Origin of the sequence: Phytobacter diazotrophicus (genome assembly GCF_052061655.1) — a bacterium.
GTDB classification, from domain to species: Bacteria; Pseudomonadota; Gammaproteobacteria; order Enterobacterales; family Enterobacteriaceae; genus Phytobacter; species Phytobacter diazotrophicus.
This window is the reverse complement of the sequence record NZ_CM125428.1, coordinates 347,362-366,670: the sequence shown is the minus strand read 5'-3', so window position 1 is coordinate 366,670 and position 19,309 is coordinate 347,362. Positions and strand designations below refer to the sequence as shown.

The window sequence follows — 19,309 nt, the reverse complement described above, 5'->3', positions numbered from 1 at the left end:
ATAACCTTTTAATTACAATAGAGTGACAGCCAGACGTCAGAGAGATGATGGATTGATGAAAGGAGAGGGGAAAATATATTAGGATGTGCGGCCTGATGCCCTCTCCCTCGGAAGGGGGAGAAAACACTAAAAACGACAGCCTGATGGCTGCCGTTTTGCTTTTATTAACCGCCCAGATAGGCGCTACGCACCGCTTCGTTCGCCAACAGCGCATCGCCAGTATCTTCCAGCACGACGTGACCGTTTTCCAGCACGTAGCCGCGATCGGCGAGTTTCAGCGCCTGGTTGGCGTTCTGCTCGACGAGGAAGATGGTCATCCCTTCTTTACGCAGTTGTTCGATAGTATCGAAAATCTGCTGAATGATGATCGGCGCAAGACCCAGAGAAGGTTCGTCCAGCAACAGCAGGCGCGGCTGGCTCATCAGCGCACGGCCAATTGCTAACATCTGCTGTTCACCACCGGACATCGTGCCCGCACGCTGAATACGACGCTCATGCAGACGCGGGAACAGTTCATAGACCCACTTGATGCGATCCTGGAACTGGTCGCGATCGGCAAAGAAGCCGCCCATCGCCAGGTTCTCTTCCACGGTCATACGGGAGAAGACGCGACGCCCTTCCGGGACAATCGCCACCGCTTCGCGCATAATTTTCGCCGTCTGCCAGTCGGTAATATCTTTGCCATCAAACACAATACGACCGCTGGTCGCGCGCGGATCGCCACACAGGGTTCCCAGCAACGTGGTTTTACCCGCGCCGTTGGCACCGATCAGGGTGACAATCTCACCCTGATTGATATGCAGGCTGACATCATGCAGCGCCTGAATTTTGCCGTAGTGAGCACTGACTTTGTCAAAGGACAACATGACTTTTTCCATTTTATGCCTCACCAAGGTATGCGCGGATCACGTCCGGGTTGTTTCGAATTTCTTCCGGCGTACCGTTAGCCAGTGGCGTGCCCTGGTTGACGACATAAATACGATCGGAGATCCCCATCACCAGCTTCATATCATGCTCGATAAGCAGGATGGTGGTGTTGTGGTTGTTACGCAGCTCAACGATTAACTCGTCCAGCTCTTTGGTCTCTTTCGGGTTCAACCCTGCCGCTGGTTCGTCCAGCATCAGGATTTCCGGCTGCGTCACCATGCAACGGGCAATCTCCAGACGACGCTGGTCGCCATAAGCCAGGTTACTTGCCTGACGGTTGGCATGCTCAAGCAGACCAATACGTTCAAGCCAGATGGCAGCACGATCCAGTGCTTCACTCTGCGCGCGGCGGAAAGATGGCGTTTTCAGCAGACCGGAGAAGACCCCGGTTTTCAGTTGCTGATGCTGTGCCACCAGCAGGTTTTCAATCACCGTCATTTCACGGAACAGACGCACATGCTGGAAAGTACGCACTACGCCCATGCGGGCAATTTGCTGGCCCGGCAGCCCTTCCAGATGCTGGTCACGCAGCATAATGGTGCCGCCCGTCGGTTTGTAGAAACCGGTCAGGCAGTTAAAGACGGTGGTTTTTCCCGCACCGTTAGGGCCAATCAGAGAAACGATTTCCTGCGGATGTAAATCCAGCGCCACATTGTTGACGGCCAGCAGGCCGCCAAAGCGCATCATCAGGCCGTTTACGGATAACAATGGCTGACTCATGCCTGTTCTCCCTTTGCCTGACCTTTTTTCAGTTTCAGTTGCGGACGGGTCATCGGCAGCAAGCCTTGAGGACGCCAAATCATCATCAGTACCATCAATCCACCCAGCATCAACATGCTGTATTCATTGAAATCGCGCATCAATTCGCGGGAAACCACCAGCAGAATCGCTGCCAGGATAACCGCAAACTGCGAACCCATACCGCCCAGCACCACAATGGCCAGCACAAAGGCAGACTCGGCAAAGGTGAAGGATTCCGGGCTGACAAAACCCTGGCGCGCGGCAAACAGCGTACCGGCAAAACCAGCAAACGCGGCGCTGATAGTGAAGGCAGTCAGTTTGATGCGAGTCGGGTTGAGGCCCAGAGACCGGCAGGCAATTTCGTCTTCACGCAGCGCTTCCCAGGCACGGCCGAGCGGCATACGCAGCAGACGGTTAATCACAAACAGGGTGAGTACGACCAGCAGCAGCGCAACCATATATAGGAAGACGACACGGTCGCTGGGGTCATAAGGCACGCCAAAGAAGTTGCTGAATGTATCCCAACCGCCCTCGCGCGCGGTGCGGCTAAACTCCAGACCGAACAGCGTCGGCTTCGGAATCTGGCTGATCCCGTTCGGGCCACCGGTAATTTCGGTATTGTTCAGCAGCAGGATACGGACGATTTCGCCGAAACCGAGGGTGACAATCGCCAGGTAATCTCCGCGCAGACGCAGTACCGGGAAGCCAAGCAGGAAGCCCGCCGCCGCCGACACCAGGCCCGCCAGCGGCAGACATGTCCAGAAACCGAGACCATAATAGTGGTTAAGCAGCGCGAAGGTGTAGGCGCCGATAGCGTAGAAACCGCCATAACCCAGCACCAGCAGACCGGACAGCCCCACCACCACGTTCAGCCCAAGGCCGAGGATGATGTAAATCATGGTCATGGTGGCGATATCCACCGTACCGCGCGACACCACAAACGGCCATGCCACGGCAGCCACCAGCAGGGCCACCAGGAAGAGTTTCTGTTTAACGGTCGAACCGTCGATCGCCGGCAGAATGAATTTCGGCCCCGAGACGTTTTTCAGCGTCTTCTGGTAAACAGGGCGCAGCAACTGGAAGAAAAAGACCACAGCCGTGCCAATGAACACCCATTCCCAGCGAATGCTCGCTGCGGTGTTAACCACCAGCTTCGTGCCATCCAGCTCTAACTGCACGCCCATAAAGACGCCCGCCAGCACGAAAAACATGGCGGCGGAGAGCAATGCCATCGCAAAATGCATCGGTTTCATACTTTTTCAACCTCCGGGCGACCCAGGATACCGGTCGGCATCACCAGCAGCACGACGATCAGCAGGGCAAAGGCCACAACGTCTTTATATTCCGTACTCAGGTACGCCGAGGAGAGTGCTTCGGTGATGCCCAGAATCAGGCCGCCGATCATTGCACCCGGAATGCTACCGATCCCGCCCAACACCGCTGCGGTAAAGGCCTTCATCCCCGCCATAAAGCCGATATAGGGGTTGATTACGCCATAGAACTGACCGAGCAACACGCCCGCCACTGCCGCCATCGCTGCACCAATCACAAAGGTCAGAGCAATCACGCGGTCAGTATTGATGCCAAGCAGGCTCGCCATTTTCAGGTCTTCTGAACAGGCGCGACAGGCGCGGCCCATGCGGGAATAACGGATAAACACCGTCAGGGCCAGCATCGAAACAAAGGTCACGATCCAGATAACCAGTTGCATGGTGGTGATGGTTGCCGCGAAATTATCACTGCTACCGACCGTCCACTGGCCGTTAAACAGGCTCGGCAACGCCACGTCACGTGAACCTTCGGTCAGGCTGACATAGTTTTGTAGGAAGATTGACATCCCGATGGCAGAAATCAGTGCAATCAGGCGCTTGGAGTTGCGCACCGGGCGGTAAGCCACGCGCTCAATACTCCAGCCATAAGCACTGGCAATGACGATAGCGCCGACAAAGCCTGCGGTAATCAACAGCCAACTGGCGTCGATTCCCATCATCATCAAAGCGGCAATAATCATAAAGGAGACATAACTGCCGATCATATAGACCTCGCCGTGGGCGAAGTTGATCATGCCGATAATGCCATACACCATGGTGTAACCGATGGCGATCAATGCATAGGTGCTTCCCAGCGTCACGCCGTTAAACATCTGCTGCAAGAAGTAGAGAAACTGCTCGGACATAACGTAACCTTTCTAAACCCGACAAGCCGGGATGTTGAACCCCCACTCTAAATAATTCGAGTTGCAGGAAGGCGGCAAGTTTGTTCATCCCCGGAAGCGTACAAGCTGTACGTGACCGGGGTGGATAAACGCAGCCAACGCATCTGCGGCGCGAAGTATGATGAGTGGTTGCCTTATTTGGCTACCGTGGACGAACCATCGGCGTGCCACTGGAAGACTCCGAAATCAAATCCTTTCAAATCGCCTTTCTCATCCCAGTTCAGCGGCCCAATCACGGTTTTAGCTCCGTTAGCTTTTAAATCTTTCACCAGCGCGAGCGGTTCATTACTGCCAGAACGCTCCATTGCCTGCGCCAGAGACTGCACTGCGGCATAGGTGATCCAGACATACGGACCACTCGGGTCTTTCTTCTCGGCTTTTAACGCGTCGACGATGGCCTGGTTAGCCGGATCCTGATCGTAGCGCTTCGGCATCGTTACCAGCATGCCTTCCGCCGCATCGCCCGCGATGTTGGAAAGGGATGCGTTACCTACGCCTTCCGGCCCCATAAACTGGGTCTGCAGGCCATTCGCACGCGCCTGACGCAGAATTTGTCCCATTTCCGGGTAATAACCACCGTAGTAGACAAAATCGATATTTTCTTTCTTAAGACGGGCAACCAGCGCGGAGAAATCTTTCTCACCGGCGGTGATACCGTCAAAGAAAACGATGTTCGCACCGCCAGCTTTCAGCCCTTCCTGAACGGAACGCGCCAGACCTTCACCGTACTGCTGCTTGTCGTGAATGATGGCAATACGCTGCGGCTTCACCGTGCCGAGGATATATTTCGCGGCGGTCGGCCCCTGAGAGGAGTCCAGCCCTGCGGTACGCATAATGTGCTGATAACCGCGCTGGGTGAGTTCCGGATTGGTCGCGCCGGGGGAGATCATCAGAATGCCTTCGTCTTCGTAGATGTCAGACGCAGGCTGCGTTGACGATGAGCAGAGATGTCCAATAACGTATTTGATGCCGTCGTTAACAACTTTATTCGCCACCGCAACGGCTTGTTTCGGGTCACAGGCGTCGTCGTATTCCACAGCGACCAGCTTGTCGCCCTTAACGCCGCCTTTAGCGTTGATATCTTTGATGGCCTGGCGCGCACCGTTGAATTCCATATCGCCCCATTGAGCAATCGGCCCGGACATCGCCCCTACAACCGCAACTTTTATATCCTTCGCCATGGCCGCGTGAGACATCGCAAGTGCAACCATCCCCGCGATTAATGTCTTCGCGTTCCTTCTCATTCTAAAATCCTCGTTCGTGATGTCGTGTGTAAATATATTGTTTTTTTATGGTTAAAAAGCATTCTGTACTTTTTATAGACAACGCTATTTTTACCAGTGCCATGAATGGTTTAGCGCAGTTTTTTGGCAAAAACCAGACTAAATACTCTATTTTTCAGGCGATTAAGCAGAGATAATATTCTGAATTCCGCTGGAGATAAACCAAAAAAGTTCAGTTTACAGCATAAAATAATGGCACAATGAGCGGAATAAAACGCTACCTTTCAGGGGAAAATGCTACCTGTTTTTCAATCCCTAATGTTTAAATCTGCCGCAACGCCTGCCTCAAAAGTAATCGCCTGCAAACCGAAAAATGAAAAAGTAACAGCCCGCGTCAGAAGAAATTGTTTACACTGCAGTTATCTTTTGAGACATGGACAAGCTGTGAATGAAATTGACCATTATCCGTCTGGTAAGTTTTACCGAGCAGGATCTTATTGATTTAGCTAAAGTCTGGCCGGAATACTCCCCTGCATCGCTGGAAGTTGACGAAACGCACCTTATTTATGCGGCGCGTTTTAACGACCGATTATTAGGCGCTGTTCGCGTGACCCTGAGTGGTACCCAGGCGGCACTGGATTCCCTGCGCGTACGTGACGTCACCCGTCGCCGCGGTGTTGGCCAATATTTGCTTGAAGAAGTGATCCGCGATAATCCATCGGTCACCACCTGGTGGATTACCGAAGCCGGCGTAGAAGATCGTAGCGTGATGGCCGCATTCGCTCAGGCGACGGGCTTTACCGCGCAGAATGATGGCTGGGTGAAGCATATAGACGCGTAACCGGATAAGCGCAGCGCATCCGGGAAAGCGCAAAGATGTAAAAACGGCAACCCTCAGGTTGCCGTTTGCATTTATCTCCGTGCGGCCTGATGCCCTCACCCCGCCCTCTCCCACGGGGAGTGGGAGATGAGTAAGTGACTGAGGTTAACGGATGCAGCCAACGCGCTTGCGGTGCGAAAGGCGACAAAGTTATCAGCTCACTTTTTTCGTTCTGCGCTGACCAAGAATTTCGTGCAGCAAGAAGGCGGCAAGGACGTTAATCCCCGGGAGCTTACATCAGTAAGTGACCGGGGTTAACGGACGCGACCAACGCACTTGCGGTGCGAAAGGCGACAGAGATACAAAGCTCACTTTTGTCGTTCTGCGCTGACCAAGAATTTCGTGCTGCAAGAAGGCGGCAAGGACGTTAATCCCCGGGAGCTTACATCAGTAAGTGACCGGGGTTAACGGACGCGGCCAACGCGCTTGCGGTGCGAAAGGCGACGGTCAGGGTTTATTTCGCGTCAGTCGCGGTACCATTCGCATGCCATGTAAACACGCCAAACTCAAAACCTTTCAGGTCACCCTTCTGATCCCAGGACAATGGTCCCATAACGGTCTCAACAGTGTTGCCTTTCAGCCAGGTTGCGATAGCCGACGGGTCAGAGGACTGGTTCAGGCCAGCCGCCAGAGACTGCAGCGCAGCGTAGGTGGTCCACACGAACGCGCCGCTCGGATCCTGTTTCTTCGCTTTGATCGCGTCTACGATAGGTTTGTTCGCCGGAACCTGATCGTAGTTTTTCGGTTTGGTTACTAACATGCCTTCGGCAGAATCGCCCGCGATGTTAGACAGGGAAACGTTCGCTACGCCTTCCGGCCCCATGAATTTGGTTTGCAGACCGGCAGCACGAGACTGACGCAGGATCTGGCCCATTTCCGGGTGGTAGCCACCGTAGTAAACGAAGTCGATGTTCTCTTTTTTCAGACGCGCAACCAGCGTGGAGAAGTCTTTCTCGCCAGCGGTGATACCGTCAAAGAACACCACGTTCGCGCCGCCTTTTTTCAGGCCATCCTGCACAGCACGCGCCAGACCTTCGCCGTACTGCTGTTTATCGTGGATAACAGCAATGCGCTGCGGTTTAACGTGTTCCAGAATGTATTTTGCAGCCGTCGGGCCCTGATCAGAGTCCAGACCGGTGGTACGCAGAGTCAGTTTATAACCGCGAGCGGTCAGCTCAGGTGCGGTCGCTGCTGGCGTAATCATCAGAATGCCTTCGTCTTCATAAATATCGGACGCAGGCTGAGTGGAAGAGGAGCACAGGTGACCAATAACGTATTTGATGCCGTCGTTAACCACTTTGTTCGCTACTGCAACGGCTTGTTTCGGGTCGCACGCATCATCATATTTGGTGATAACCAGCTTGTCGCCTTTGATACCGCCTTTGGCATTGATATCAGCAACAGCCTGCTCAGCGCCAGTAAACTCCTGATCACCGTATTGCGCAACCGGGCCAGACATCGCACCCACGACAGCAACTTTAATATCTTTCGCGAATGCCATGTTGCTCATCGCTAACGCGACACATCCTGCCAGTAACGCTTTACCCTTCATATTCATCCTGAGATTCCCCATTGTTTATGGTGATTGCATTTGTTGTGATGTTGTTGTTCGACACATTATTTTGCTGACGGTCATAAGCAAAGAATATGATAGTAGCCAGCACGGATGCCGCCCGTGTCTTGGCAGCATTCTCTGCTAAAACATACCCCATTTTCTGAAATTTGGAACAACAATTTTGAAGGTTATATAACAGGCGGATGACAGTGAGTAAGAAAGCCGCCAGGCGGCGGCTTTCATTGATCAGGTCAATTAGTGGGTCAGTGACTGGTAGATAATATCCAGCGCTTTACGGAACTGAACTTCCGGAATGGTCAGCGGATAGAGGAAGCGAATCACGTTACCGTAGACACCGCAACTCAACAGCAACAGCCCGGCGGCCAGCGCTTTATCCTGCACCTGTTTAGTGAATTCCGCCGACGGTTCACCACTTTGCGGATCGTTAAACTCCACGGCCACCATGGAACCCTGGGCGCGAATATCCGCAATGTACGGACAGTCCGCTTTCGCTTTGGTCAGCACTTCAACCAGATGCTTACCCAGGTGGTTCGCGCGTTCGCAGAGATTTTCCTCTTCAATCACATCCATCACGGCATGCGCAGCGGCAACGGCCAGCGGGTTACCGGCATAAGTACCGCCTAACCCCCCCGGCGCGGGTGCGTCCATCACCTCCGCACGCCCTGCTACTGCTGACAGCGGCAGGCCGCCCGCCAGGCTTTTCGCCATGGTGATCAAGTCCGGTTTAACGCTGTAATGTTCAACCGCGAAGAGTTTACCGGTACGTGCAAAGCCGGACTGCACTTCATCGGTAATCAGCAAAATCCCATGGGTATCACACAGCTTACGCAGCGCCTGCATAAAATCGTCAGGCGCGATATTAAAGCCGCCTTCGCCCTGTACCGGCTCGAGTAAAATGGCCGCAACCTGATCGGGGGCGATATCCGCTTTAAAAATACGTTCCAGGCTTTTCATCGCGTCGTCGGTACTGACGCCGTGCAGCGCATTCGGGAATTGCGCATGGAAAATGGAGCCAGGGAACGGGCCAAAACCGATTTTGTACGGTGCCACTTTGCCGGTCAGCGCCATGGTCATATAAGTACGTCCGTGGAAACCGCCGACGAAAGTAATCACACCAGGACGTTTGGTATAGGCGCGGGCGATTTTGACCGCGTTTTCCAGCGCTTCCGCCCCGGTCGAGAAAAAGGCTGTTTTGGCCGGGCCTTCTACCGGTACGCGTTCGTTAATGCGTTCCGCCAGCGAGACGTAGCTTTCGTAAGGGACAATCTGATAAGCCGTGTGGGTAAATGCCTGCAACTGCTTTTCCACTGCTGCGACAATTTTAGGATGGCGATGGCCGGTATTGAGCACCGCAATCCCGGCGGCGAAATCGATGACTTCGTTGCCTTCCACATCCCACAGAGTGGCATTTTCTGCTTTCTCGGCATAGAAGCCGCACATCACGCCAATACCACGCGGTGTCGCCTGTAAACGGCGTTGATGTAATTCGTTATTCTTCACCTTAAACTCCCCCGTCATTGATTCATTTCGCAGCAACCCTGTTTTGCAACAATGACACAAGCGGTCCTATAATCGAGTACCAGTTTTGAATAATTAAGGGATCCAATTTGCGTTCGCTCGTGTGTGATTTACTGCAGTTGCGTCTGGACGAACAAACCGAAGGCAAACTGCATAAGAAATTATATAACGCGATTCGCCTGTCGATCCTCGAAGGGAGCCTGCCCCCGCAAAGCCGCCTGCCGCCGAGCCGGGATTTAGCCGCAGAACTCCACCTTTCGCGCAACACGGTACTGACGGTTTACGAACAGCTTGTGGCGGAAGGATATGTCGTTTCCCGTGCCGGAAGCGGCACCTTTGTGGCACAGACGGTGCCGGACAGCCTGCTCACGGCGCCGCTGTCGCCAGCCGGACACGATGCGGGCGATCTTCCTTCTCATCTTTCCTCACGCGGTCAGGCGTTATTGCAAAAAAGCAGCGCCAGCCCACGTCAGTGGGGGGCATTTTTACCCGGCGTACCCGATGTCAGCGCCTTTCCACATGCCCTGTTTCGTAAAATCCAGGCACGTATCAGCCGCAAACCGCAGGCCAGCCAACTCTCCTACAGCGATGCAGGCGGTAGCCAGGCATTGCAGCAGGCGCTGGTGGAATATCTGCGCGTTACCCGCTCCGTACGCTGTAGCGCCGGGCAAATCCTGATAACTGAGGGTATTCACCAGGCCATCGATCTGGTATCGCGCATGTTGTGTAATCCCGGCGATAGCGCATGGATTGAAGAGCCAGCCTACTGGGGCATTCGTAACGTTTTGAAGATGAACGGTATAGAACTCCAGGCTATCGACGTCGATCTTTCCGGCATGCAGCCACCGGAGAGCGGAAACACGCCACCCAGGCTGATATTTGTAACCCCCTCTCATCAGTACCCGCTGGGCTGCGTCATGAGCCTGGAGCGACGCCAGCGCTTGCTGGCGCTCGCCCGGCAAACGGGAAGCTGGATTGTTGAGGATGATTACGACAGCGAATTTCGCTTTTCCGGTCAGCCGATCCCCGCACTCCAGGGGCTGGTTGATGACGCGCCGGTTATCTACACCGGGACATTCAGCAAAACGCTCTACCCCGGTCTGCGTCTGGGTTATCTGGTGTTGCCGCGTCCCCTGATGCAGGCGTTAAAGACGGCGCATGCAGAACTGTATCGCGGCGGCCGGTTGCTGGACCAGGAGGCGCTGGCGCAGTTTATTACCGAGGGGCATTACACGGCACATATCCGACGGATGCGTCTGCTCTATGCCCGCCGTCGCGCCCGACTGGCAAGCCTGATTGTCGAGGCGCTGGGTAAAGAGGCGCTGAGCGAATATAACGACAATGCCGGGCTGCATCTGGTGCTTTCACTGCCCGCAGAGTGTGATGATGTTGCCCTTGCCAGGCGCGCGAATGAACGAGGTGTTCTGGTGCGGGCACTGTCGCGGTACTACTCTGGCGATAAGCCGTTGAAAGGGTTGCTGATGGGGTTTGCCGCCATGGAGGAAGAAGAGATGGAATCGGCGTTCCAGATCTTGCTGGCCTGCCTGACTCCGGAGGTGGCGTCGCCTTATCCGGACTATATAAACCCGGCCCTGAAAGCAAAAAACGGAACGCCAGAAAACAAAAAGCCGGGTAGCTCTCGCTGACCCGGCCCATTCTTTAACGCACAGCGTTACGCTTCGATCGCGGCACGCAGTTTCTTCATCGCGTTCTTTTCCAACTGACGCACACGCTCAGCGGAAACACCGTAACGATCTGCCAGTTCCTGCAGCGTTGTTTTGTTCTCTTCATCCAACCAGCGAGCACGAATAATGGCCTGGCTACGCTCGTCGAGACCCTGCATCGCATCCGTCAGCTTATTAGCTGCCTGCTCTTCCCAGTTGTCGTCTTCAATGCCATCCGCAAAGTTAGACGATTTATCCTGCAGATAGAGTACCGGTGCCATAGGCTGGCTATCGGAAGATTCATCATCTGGCGACATATCGAAAGTCATGTCCTGCGCCGCCATACGTGATTCCATTTCACGCACGTCTTTGCTGGTCACGCCCAGTTCACGGGCAACCATTTCCACTTCGTCCTGGTTAAACCAGCCCAGACGCTGCTTGGTTTTACGCAGGTTAAAGAACAACTTACGCTGTGCTTTCGTGGTCGCGACTTTCACAATACGCCAGTTACGCAGCACGTATTCGTGAATCTCAGCTTTAATCCAGTGCACGGCGAAAGAGACGAGGCGCACACCCACTTCCGGGTTGAAGCGACGTACGGCTTTCATCAGGCCGATATTACCTTCCTGGATCAGATCCGCCTGCGGCAGACCATAGCCCGAATAGTTACGAGCAATATGAACAACAAAGCGCAGGTGTGACAGGATCAGCTTCTTAGCTGCTTCCAGATCGCCCTGGTAATGCAGCTTTTCAGCCAGTGCCCTTTCTTCATCAGCCGTCAACATCGGCCATGCGTTAGCGGCCCGGATATAAGATTCCAGGTTACCAACAGGGGCTAAAGCTAAAGTTTGCATTTCTTTGGTCATTCAAATCCTCTCAAATTACATTCGACTGGCGGCGGTCTGTCCCCATCAGGCAACACACATGCCAGCGTTAATGAGCAACGAGAATAGCATCCACTCTTGTATCAGACAGTGATTTTATCCACAAGTTCCAGGCTGGATTGTGAATAAATTAGGCACAAAATGTGACATAAGAATGAAAAACCGCGGCAGAGGAAAGGAGATATACGCTATACGCTTTCCCTGCGACGGGAATACTGCATTGCAGGGAAAGAGTATATCAGACTTTTTTTACTGCGGAGTAAAGTGACGTAAATGTTGCACAGTTGCCAGCCAGGCAGCAACCCAGCCAATCATTGAGCACACCAGCAGCAACAGCAGGCATTCATCAAACGACAGGCCGTTCAGATCGAACTTCGTTCCGAATACCTGCGCCACTTCGCTCACCGCAGAGGAGAGCCGTAGCACCAGAATCTCAGAAAGAATCAGTGACAGGAAGGCGCCACTAAAGCCCAACAGCGCTCCACCGTACAGGAAAGGACGCAGAATAAAACCGTCCGTTGCACCAATCAGTTTTTGCACGTTGATCGTATCGCGGCGGGCAAAGATGCTAAGACGCACGCTGTTGCCGATAACGAGGAACACCGCCGCTACCATCAGCACACCAATCATTGCCGATACCCGACCAACCAGCCCGGTTAGCGCCGCAAGACGGGCAAACCAGCTGTCGTCCATCCGCACTTCATCAATACCGTGCAGTTTCGAAATACGGTCACGCAGCGTGTTTAGCGCATTCGTGCTCTGGAAATCGAGTTTGGGGATCACCACCGCCACCGCAGGCAGCGGGTTCTCTTCCAGCATATCCAGCGCGCCGCCAAAACCAGACCAGTTGCGGAACTCGCCGAGTGCATCTTCACGGGACAGGTAGTTGACCTTCTCCACACCCTGCTCCGCCTGGAGCTGCCCTACCACCTGAGCCGCAGCGTCGTCATCCAGCGCCTTATCAAAATAGACTGTAATTTGCGGTGACGGATAATACTGCGAGGCGGCCTGGTTAACGTTTTTGTACACCATATAGCAGACACTCGGCAGCGTCAGGGAAATGGCAATCACCATTACCGTCAGGAACGTGGCAAAAGGTTTGCTTTTCAGGTCCTGTAACGCGCCCTGGAAGGCATAACGCACCTGTTCGTTGAAGACGTTGGTTTTACGCGAACTGACTTTCGGCGCACCTTTACCACGGCGCGGCGCGTTACGGCCTGCATCACCGGTACCGCTCGCCGATTTACGAAAACGATCCAGCTTGCTGCCAAACTGCCGCATTTGATTCAATGCATCACGCTTATTCACCCGCCAGGCCTCCATGCAAATGGCCATCGCTTAAAGTCAGCATGCGGTACGAACGCCGGGAAATCAGCCCCAGATCGTGCGTCGCCATTAACACAGTGACCCCAACACGATTGAACTCCTCAAACAGACGTAAAATCCCTTCGGAAAGGGCGTCGTCCAGGTTACCGGTCGGTTCGTCCGCCAGCAGTACCGCAGGTTTGTTCACCACTGCGCGGGCAATACCCACACGCTGCTGTTCACCACCGGATAGCTGAATCGGAAAACTCTTCGCTTTGTCGAGCAGACCCACCTTGTCCAGTGCTGCGGAGACACGGCGACGAATGTCGTCACCGCTGGCCCCGGCAATGATCAACGGGATAGCCACGTTGTCATAAACCGTCCTGTCCATCAGCAAATGGTGATCCTGGAAAATCATCCCGATCTGCCTACGCAGAAACGGCACTTCCCGGTTTTTCAGGCGTGTAATGTCGTGCCCGCCAAACAAGATTTTCCCGGCGCTTGGCCGCTCAATGCCACAGATAAGCTTGAGCAGGGTACTCTTCCCTGCGCCGGAGTGGCCGGTCAGAAAGGCCATCTCGCCCGGTTGCAGATGGAATGTCACCCCCTGCAACGCTTGTCTCCCACCGAGATAGGCTTTGCTGACGTGTTCAAAGCGAATCATTGTTAATCCTCTCGGGCAAAAAGTGCCTCTATAAAATCGCCCGCGTTAAACGGACGTAGATCCTCAATACGTTCGCCGACCCCGATGTAGCGGATAGGAATGCCAAACTGATCCGCTACCGAGAAAATCACACCGCCCTTCGCCGTACCGTCCAGCTTGGTAAGGGTGATACCCGTCAGGCCAACGGCTTCATGGAACAGTTTGGCCTGGCTTATCGCATTCTGCCCGGTACTGGCATCGATGGTCAGCATCACCTCATGCGGTGCGTCTTCGTCCAGCTTTTTCATCACGCGGACGATCTTTTTCAACTCTTCCATCAGGTGCGCTTTATTCTGCAAGCGCCCGGCGGTATCGGCGATGAGCACATCCACATGACGCGCTTTGGCGGCCTGGATGGCATCGAAAATCACCGAGGCGGAATCGGCCCCCGTATGCTGGGCGATAACCGGAATATTGTTACGCTGCCCCCACACCTGCAACTGCTCAACCGCCGCAGCACGGAAGGTGTCGCCAGCCGCCAGCATCACCGATTTACCCTGTTGTTCAAACTGACGCGCCAGTTTACCAATGGTGGTCGTTTTACCCACCCCATTGACGCCAACCATCAGAATAACAAACGGTGTTTTGCCTTCAACATTCAGCGGTTCATCAACTTTGGCAAGGATGTCACCCATCTCTTCTTTGAGCAAACCATACAGTGCCTCGGCATCACGCAGTTGTTTGCGCGACGCGCCTTCCGTCAGACTCGTAATGATTTTACGGGTGGTTTCCACCCCGACGTCGGCAATCAGTAACTGCTCTTCCAGCTCTTCAAAGAGATCATCGTCGATTTTTTTGCCACGGAACAGACTGATAAATCCGGAACCGAGATTCTCTTTGGTTTTCAGCAGGCTGCGTTTGAGTCGCGCGAAGAAACCCTCTTTGGTCGGCTTCTCTTGTTCAACAACGGTCTCTTCCACAACCTCTTCTGCTGGTTCGTCAACCGGCACCACCACCAGCGCTTCCTCAGCCGCGTCCGCAGCCAGAGCCTGTGCTTCCAGCTCTTCATCGCTGATTGGCGCGTCTTCGTCGACAGGCTCTTGCTCCGGCTGCCACTCTTGCGCGGCAATTTCCGGTTCGCTCACCTCTTCCGGCAGCGGCAGTTCTTCGCGCGCCGCGACCTCAGGTTGCGGTTCCTCTTCTACTGGCTGTGGCTTTTCGCTTTCAACCAGTTTTTCAGTAACCTCAACGACCTCTTCTGCAAAGGTTTCGCTCTCTTCCTGGGTATGCGGCGGCTGCGTTACGGCTGCCTGCTCCGCTTCTTTTTCTTTTACCTGATCTTTTTGCCCAAAGCCCAGCCAGGAAAAAAAGCCACGTTTCTTCTCATCTGCCATTTGCGACTACACTCCTCGCGGTTTATTCATGGCGCAGCCCGTACTGGCGCAACAGGGCTGAAAAATAGGGTTAATTAGAGAGATAGTCTATCACTTTCCTTAACTCGCATCACCGCCTGCGGATTAAGGTTTCGCGCCGCGCCGGGCGCCGCTAGAATAGCAGGCCGAAATGATGAGCTAAGCGATGACCATGAAGAAACCCAATCGGGCCGCCACCGGCCAGATACGTATTATTGGTGGGCAATGGCGGGGACGCAAACTCCCGGTGCCGGACAGCCCCGGATTGCGCCCGACAACTGACCGTGTGCGCGAAACCCTATTTAACTGGCTGGCGCCGTCCATGGTCGACGCACGTTGTCTCGACTGCTTTGCCGGCAGCGGCGCGCTGGGCTTAGAGGCCTTGTCACGCTACGCGGCCAGCGCCACGCTGCTCGAAATGGAACGCGCGGTCGCCCAGCAATTGCAGCAAAACCTGGCGACATTAAAAGCCGCCAACGGCAAAGTGGTCACCGGGAATACCCTGGCATGGCTGGCCCAAAGCGGCACGCCGCATGATATCGTGTTTGTCGATCCGCCGTTTCGCAAAGGGATGCTCGAAGAGACCTTAACCCTGCTGGAAAACAACGGCTGGCTGGCCAATGGCGCGCTAATCTATGTCGAAAGCGAAGTAGAGAATGGCCTGCCGCCGGTGCCTGCAAGCTGGAGTTTGCACCGGGAGAAAGTCGCGGGTCAGGTCGCCTACCGCTTATATCAGCGTGAATCACAAGGAGAGGAAAATGAACATACTGATTAATCTGGGACGGCTGTTAATGCTCTTTGTCTGGGCTTTTTTACTGCTGAACCTGTTTTCCCCGTTTCCTAAGCCGCTCAATATTTTCGTCAACGTGGCGCTGTTTTTCACCGTGTTTATGCACGCTATTCAGGCGACGATGATGAAAAAAACGCTGCCGAAAGACGGTCCGCAAATGACACGGTTCGAAGAGTTTCGCATCTTTGTCTTTGGCGTTTTTGAGCTGCTTATCTGGCTGAAAAAACTGAAAGCAAAAAAATAAATGGCACATTTTTAAGATTCCCCTGTCTTCCGTAACATTGTCATTCACCTGCTACGACCACTAAACTCATTAGTAGAGCCGTGGGCATGGTGCTCGCGATACAATAACGGATTCAGGGACTTATTATGCTTTGGTCATTTATTGCTGTCTGTTTTTCCGCCTGGCTGTATGTTGACGCTTCCTACCGTGGGCCTGTCTGGCAGCGTTGGGTATTTAAACCTGTCACGCTGCTGCTGCTGTTATTACTGGCCTGGCAAGCCCCGATGTTTGATGCCATTAGCTACCTTGTGCTTGCCGGGCTGTGCGCCTCGCTGATTGGCGATGCGCTAACCCTACTGCCGCGCCAGCAACTGCTCTACGCCATTGGCGCCTTCTTCCTCGCCCACCTGCTTTACACCATCTATTTTGCCACGCAGATGTCGCTCTCCTTCTTCTGGCCGTTGCCGGTGGTGCTGCTGATCGTTGGCGCCCTGCTGATTGCGGTGATTTGGTCGCGCCTGGAAGAGCTGCGTTTGCCTGTTTGCACATTTATCGCCATGACGCTGGTGATGGTCTGGCTGGCCGGTGAGCTGTGGTTCTTCCGTCCCACCAGCCCGGCGCTCTCTGCCTTTGTTGGCGCGGCGCTGCTGCTAATCAGCAACGTTGTCTGGCTGGGTAGCCATTACCGTCGCCGCTTCCGTGCCGATAACGCGATTTCCGCAGCCTGCTACTTTGCCGGGCACTTCCTGATCGTGCGTTCGCTGTACATTTAAAACACTTGACTCTGGAGTCGACTCCAGAGTGTATCCTCCGGTTAATGAGAAAATTATCATTCACCGGAGGATGCCATGACACCCCTCGATAATAAAAAACCCCCGCAGTTTGCGGCTATGAAACTTCGTCCATTGGCGGAGAAAACCGCGCCCTGCACGTGCGACCTCCCCTGTGAAACGCCTGAGGCGACCCTCGAAAGCGCCAACGGCGAACGTTATAGCTGGCTGGTGACAGGGATGGACTGCGCAGCCTGCGCCCGTAAGGTGGAAAATGCCGTTCGCCAGATAGCCGGGGTTAATCAGGTGCAGGTCGCCTTTGCCACCGAAAAACTCACGGTGATTGCCGATAACGATATCCGCAAGCAGGTAGAAAAAGCCGTGCAACAGGCCGGGTACGCCGTGCAGGATGAAAACGCCCCCAAAGCGGCTGCGCCGTCGCGCTGGCAGGAAAATATGCCGCTTCTGATCCTGATTGTGCTGATGGGTATCAGTTGGCTGCTGGAGCAGTTTAACCATCCGCTGGGCCAGACGGCCTTTATCGTGACGACCCTGGTGGGGCTCTTTCCCATTGCGCGCCAGGCATTGCGCCTGATGCGCAGCGGTAGCTGGTTTGCTATCGAAACCCTGATGAGCGTTGCCGCTATCGGTGCGCTGTTTATCGGTGCAACGGCAGAAGCCGCCATGGTGCTGCTGCTGTTCCTGGTGGGCGAACGGCTTGAAGGTTGGGCGGCCAGTCGCGCACGAAAAGGGGTGAGCGCGCTGATGGCGCTAAAACCCGACACCGCCACGCGCATCCACAAGGGTGAGCGGCAGACCGTTAGCGCTCAGGAATTGCGCCCTGGCGATGTTATCGAGGTCCCGGCTGGCGGGCGTTTACCGGCTGATGGCAAGCTTTTAACGCCGTTCGCCAGCTTTGATGAGAGCGCATTAACCGGTGAATCCCTGCCCGTCGAGCACAGCAACGGCGATAGTATTCCTGCAGGGGCGACCAGCGTTGACAGACTGGTGACGCTGGAAGTGGTTTCCCGCCCCGGTGAAAGTGCCATTGACCGTATCCTCAAGCTGATAGAAGAAGCCGAGGAGCGCCGCGCGCCTATTGAGCGCTTTATCGATCGCTTTAGCCGGATTTATACCCCGGTGATTATGGTCATCGCCCTGCTGGTCGCCGTACTGCCGCCGTTGCTGTTCGCGGCAAACTGGCTGGCGTGGATCTACAAAGGGCTGACGTTGCTGCTGATCGGTTGCCCGTGCGCGCTGGTTATCTCAACGCCTGCCGCCATTACCTCAGGCCTGGCAGCGGCGGCACGGCGTGGGGCGCTGATTAAAGGCGGCGCAGCGCTGGAGCAACTCGGTCGTATTCAGCATGTGGCGTTTGATAAAACCGGCACATTGACCGTCGGTAAACCGCAGGTTGTCGGCGTATATCCACTTGCCGGGGTTAAGGAAGAGACACTGCTGACATTGAGCGCTGCCGTGGAGCAGGGGTCGACCCATCCACTGGCGCAGGCTATTGTGCAGGAAGCCCTGACGCGCAAATGGGCGCTGCCGCAGGCTACCGAACAGCGCACGCTGACAGGTAAAGGTATTGAAGCGCAGGTGGAGGGCCAGCACATCCGCCTGAGCGCGCCGGATAAGCTGCCGCCAGAGGCGCTGGATGCCGCGTTATTGGCGGATATCAATGCCCGCGAAAGCCAGGGAGAAACGGTGATCGTCGCCCTGTGTGATGGCGTCGCTATTGGCTCCCTGTCGCTGCGCGATACCCTGCGAGAGGATGCGCGGGAAGCCATCGCCGCACTGCGTAATCTGGGCGTGGAGGGGGTGATGTTAACGGGTGACAACCCGCGTGCCGCTGCCGCCATTGCCGGAGAATTGCAGATGGACTTCCGCGCCGGGCTATTACCCGAAGATAAAGTGAGCGCAGTCACCTTGCTCAATAAGGATGCTCCGCTGGCGATGATTGGCGACGGCATTAACGATGCCCCGGCGATGAAAGCCGCGACGATAGGCATTGCGATGGGCAGCGGGACGGACGTGGCGCTGGAAACCGCCGATGCGGCATTAACCCATAACCGCCTCGGCGGACTGGCACAGATGATTCATCTTGCCCGCGCCACGCAGGCCAATATCCGGCAGAACATTGCTATCGCTCTGGGGCTGAAAGCGATTTTCCTGGTAACAACATTGCTGGGTATAACGGGCCTGTGGCTGGCGGTACTGGCAGATACCGGCGCGACGGTATTGGTAACCGCCAACGCACTGCGTTTATTACGCAAATAAAAAAATCCCGGATGTCGCTTCGCTAACCCGGGATACCACCGGTTTTCTCCCTCTCCCCCTGGGAGAGGGTTGGGGTGAGGGGAATATGCGGCTCGGGAGGTGGGTTCCGTTCACCTTATGTTCATGGCGAAATGTCACCTCCGGACACGTGAACGGGTAAAGGGGAACACCGCGTTCCCCTTTACAATCCCCGCGGCCCCGCAAAAAATCGGTGCTTCGCACTGCGTTCGCCTCCCGCCCCGCTGCCTGCGGTCGGTT

General features: G+C 55.0%; 17 protein-coding genes. 6 read left to right on the top strand and 11 right to left on the bottom strand.

Annotated features, from left to right (window positions below; translation table 11 throughout):
- Positions 1 to 164 precede the first annotated feature (164 nt).
- From livF to livK, 5 genes are all read right to left on the bottom strand, one after another.
- A complete protein-coding gene (livF, locus tag ACS0RQ_RS01705) occupies positions 165 to 878 on the bottom strand; it encodes a high-affinity branched-chain amino acid ABC transporter ATP-binding protein LivF (protein ID WP_041851341.1) in 714 nt (237 codons plus the stop codon).
- Position 879: 1 nt separating this feature from the next.
- Positions 880 to 1,647 carry a high-affinity branched-chain amino acid ABC transporter ATP-binding protein LivG gene (livG, locus tag ACS0RQ_RS01700; protein ID WP_041851340.1) on the bottom strand — a complete coding sequence of 256 codons (768 nt, stop codon included), beginning with the start codon at positions 1,645 to 1,647 and terminating at the stop codon, positions 880 to 882.
- Positions 1,644 to 2,921 (bottom strand): branched chain amino acid ABC transporter permease LivM, encoded by a 1,278-nt coding sequence (livM, locus tag ACS0RQ_RS01695; protein WP_271849292.1) that lies wholly within the window; start codon positions 2,919 to 2,921, stop codon positions 1,644 to 1,646. Before livM ends, livG begins: the two co-directional genes overlap by 4 nt.
- Positions 2,918 to 3,844, bottom strand: coding sequence for a high-affinity branched-chain amino acid ABC transporter permease LivH (livH, locus tag ACS0RQ_RS01690; protein WP_041851338.1), 927 nt, complete (start codon positions 3,842 to 3,844; stop codon positions 2,918 to 2,920). The genes livM and livH overlap by 4 nt, the downstream gene beginning before the upstream one ends.
- 173 nt (positions 3,845 to 4,017) lie before the next feature.
- Entirely contained in the window at positions 4,018 to 5,127 is a 1,110-nt protein-coding gene (livK, locus tag ACS0RQ_RS01685; protein ID WP_041851337.1) for a high-affinity branched-chain amino acid ABC transporter substrate-binding protein LivK, read from the bottom strand.
- Positions 5,128 to 5,554: 427 nt separating this feature from the next.
- On the opposite strand from livK, the gene panM reads away from it, so the two are divergent.
- Positions 5,555 to 5,947: an aspartate 1-decarboxylase autocleavage activator PanM gene (gene panM / locus ACS0RQ_RS01680; protein ID WP_041851336.1), complete on the top strand. Its 393-nt coding sequence runs from the start codon at positions 5,555 to 5,557 to the stop codon at positions 5,945 to 5,947.
- A gap of 493 nt (positions 5,948 to 6,440) precedes the next feature.
- Here panM and ACS0RQ_RS01675 read toward each other — a convergent pair whose 3' ends face one another.
- Both ACS0RQ_RS01675 and ACS0RQ_RS01670 read right to left on the bottom strand, forming a co-directional pair.
- On the bottom strand, positions 6,441 to 7,544 hold the full coding sequence (locus ACS0RQ_RS01675) for a branched-chain amino acid ABC transporter substrate-binding protein (protein ID WP_271849293.1): 1,104 nt from the start codon (positions 7,542 to 7,544) through the stop codon (positions 6,441 to 6,443).
- A 252-nt stretch (positions 7,545 to 7,796) separates the two neighbouring features.
- A complete protein-coding gene (locus ACS0RQ_RS01670) occupies positions 7,797 to 9,062 on the bottom strand; it encodes a 4-aminobutyrate--2-oxoglutarate transaminase (protein ID WP_271849294.1) in 1,266 nt (421 codons plus the stop codon).
- Between the two features lie 107 nt (positions 9,063 to 9,169).
- On the opposite strand from ACS0RQ_RS01670, the gene pdxR reads away from it, so the two are divergent.
- Positions 9,170 to 10,726 (top strand): MocR-like pyridoxine biosynthesis transcription factor PdxR, encoded by a 1,557-nt coding sequence (gene pdxR / locus ACS0RQ_RS01665; protein WP_271849295.1) that lies wholly within the window; start codon positions 9,170 to 9,172, stop codon positions 10,724 to 10,726.
- A 26-nt stretch (positions 10,727 to 10,752) separates the two neighbouring features.
- On the opposite strand, the gene rpoH is transcribed toward pdxR, so the two are convergent.
- The 4 genes from rpoH to ftsY form a co-directional block, all read right to left on the bottom strand.
- Positions 10,753 to 11,610, bottom strand: a complete 858-nt coding sequence (rpoH, locus tag ACS0RQ_RS01660; protein WP_041851334.1) for an RNA polymerase sigma factor RpoH — start codon at positions 11,608 to 11,610, stop codon at positions 10,753 to 10,755.
- A gap of 267 nt (positions 11,611 to 11,877) precedes the next feature.
- Complete coding sequence (ftsX, locus tag ACS0RQ_RS01655; RefSeq protein ID WP_041851333.1) at positions 11,878 to 12,936, bottom strand: permease-like cell division protein FtsX; 1,059 nt, start codon at positions 12,934 to 12,936, stop codon at positions 11,878 to 11,880.
- Entirely contained in the window at positions 12,929 to 13,597 is a 669-nt protein-coding gene (gene ftsE / locus ACS0RQ_RS01650; RefSeq protein WP_271849296.1) for a cell division ATP-binding protein FtsE, read from the bottom strand. Before ftsE ends, ftsX begins: the two co-directional genes overlap by 8 nt.
- 2 nt (positions 13,598 to 13,599) lie before the next feature.
- Positions 13,600 to 14,970 carry a signal recognition particle-docking protein FtsY gene (gene ftsY / locus ACS0RQ_RS01645; protein WP_271849297.1) on the bottom strand — a complete coding sequence of 457 codons (1,371 nt, stop codon included), beginning with the start codon at positions 14,968 to 14,970 and terminating at the stop codon, positions 13,600 to 13,602.
- A gap of 190 nt (positions 14,971 to 15,160) precedes the next feature.
- On the opposite strand from ftsY, the gene rsmD reads away from it, so the two are divergent.
- The 4 genes from rsmD to zntA all read left to right on the top strand — a co-directional run bounded on the left by rsmD (position 15,161) and on the right by zntA (position 19,051).
- Positions 15,161 to 15,763: a 16S rRNA (guanine(966)-N(2))-methyltransferase gene (gene rsmD, locus ACS0RQ_RS01640; RefSeq protein WP_271849384.1), complete on the top strand. Its 603-nt coding sequence runs from the start codon at positions 15,161 to 15,163 to the stop codon at positions 15,761 to 15,763.
- Positions 15,747 to 16,022: a DUF1145 family protein gene (locus tag ACS0RQ_RS01635; RefSeq protein WP_271849298.1), complete on the top strand. Its 276-nt coding sequence runs from the start codon at positions 15,747 to 15,749 to the stop codon at positions 16,020 to 16,022. The genes rsmD and ACS0RQ_RS01635 overlap by 17 nt, the downstream gene beginning before the upstream one ends.
- A gap of 125 nt (positions 16,023 to 16,147) precedes the next feature.
- Positions 16,148 to 16,774 carry a lysoplasmalogenase gene (locus tag ACS0RQ_RS01630; protein ID WP_041851329.1) on the top strand — a complete coding sequence of 209 codons (627 nt, stop codon included), beginning with the start codon at positions 16,148 to 16,150 and terminating at the stop codon, positions 16,772 to 16,774.
- Positions 16,775 to 16,849: 75 nt separating this feature from the next.
- Positions 16,850 to 19,051, top strand: coding sequence for a Zn(II)/Cd(II)/Pb(II) translocating P-type ATPase ZntA (zntA, locus tag ACS0RQ_RS01625; RefSeq protein WP_271849299.1), 2,202 nt, complete (start codon positions 16,850 to 16,852; stop codon positions 19,049 to 19,051).
- Positions 19,052 to 19,309: the final 258 nt, after the last annotated feature.

What these genes read in the sequence shown, in the direction of transcription:
- livG (WP_041851340.1), bottom strand. Translation starts at nt 1,647, where the DNA reads ATGAGTCAGCCATTGTTATCCGTAAACGGCCTGATGATGCGCTTTGGC.
- ACS0RQ_RS01630 (WP_041851329.1), top strand. Translation starts at nt 16,148, where the DNA reads ATGCTTTGGTCATTTATTGCTGTCTGTTTTTCCGCCTGGCTGTATGTT.
- ftsE (WP_271849296.1), bottom strand. Translation starts at nt 13,597, where the DNA reads ATGATTCGCTTTGAACACGTCAGCAAAGCCTATCTCGGTGGGAGACAA.
- ftsY (WP_271849297.1), bottom strand. Translation starts at nt 14,970, where the DNA reads ATGGCAGATGAGAAGAAACGTGGCTTTTTTTCCTGGCTGGGCTTTGGG.
- rpoH (WP_041851334.1), bottom strand. Translation starts at nt 11,610, where the DNA reads ATGACCAAAGAAATGCAAACTTTAGCTTTAGCCCCTGTTGGTAACCTG.
- ACS0RQ_RS01635 (WP_271849298.1), top strand. Translation starts at nt 15,747, where the DNA reads ATGAACATACTGATTAATCTGGGACGGCTGTTAATGCTCTTTGTCTGG.
- livH (WP_041851338.1), bottom strand. Translation starts at nt 3,844, where the DNA reads ATGTCCGAGCAGTTTCTCTACTTCTTGCAGCAGATGTTTAACGGCGTG.
- livF (WP_041851341.1), bottom strand. Translation starts at nt 878, where the DNA reads ATGGAAAAAGTCATGTTGTCCTTTGACAAAGTCAGTGCTCACTACGGC.
- livM (WP_271849292.1), bottom strand. Translation starts at nt 2,921, where the DNA reads ATGAAACCGATGCATTTTGCGATGGCATTGCTCTCCGCCGCCATGTTT.
- panM (WP_041851336.1), top strand. Translation starts at nt 5,555, where the DNA reads ATGAAATTGACCATTATCCGTCTGGTAAGTTTTACCGAGCAGGATCTT.
- livK (WP_041851337.1), bottom strand. Translation starts at nt 5,127, where the DNA reads ATGAGAAGGAACGCGAAGACATTAATCGCGGGGATGGTTGCACTTGCG.
- zntA (WP_271849299.1), top strand. Translation starts at nt 16,850, where the DNA reads ATGACACCCCTCGATAATAAAAAACCCCCGCAGTTTGCGGCTATGAAA.
- rsmD (WP_271849384.1), top strand. Translation starts at nt 15,161, where the DNA reads ATGAAGAAACCCAATCGGGCCGCCACCGGCCAGATACGTATTATTGGT.
- ACS0RQ_RS01675 (WP_271849293.1), bottom strand. Translation starts at nt 7,544, where the DNA reads ATGAATATGAAGGGTAAAGCGTTACTGGCAGGATGTGTCGCGTTAGCG.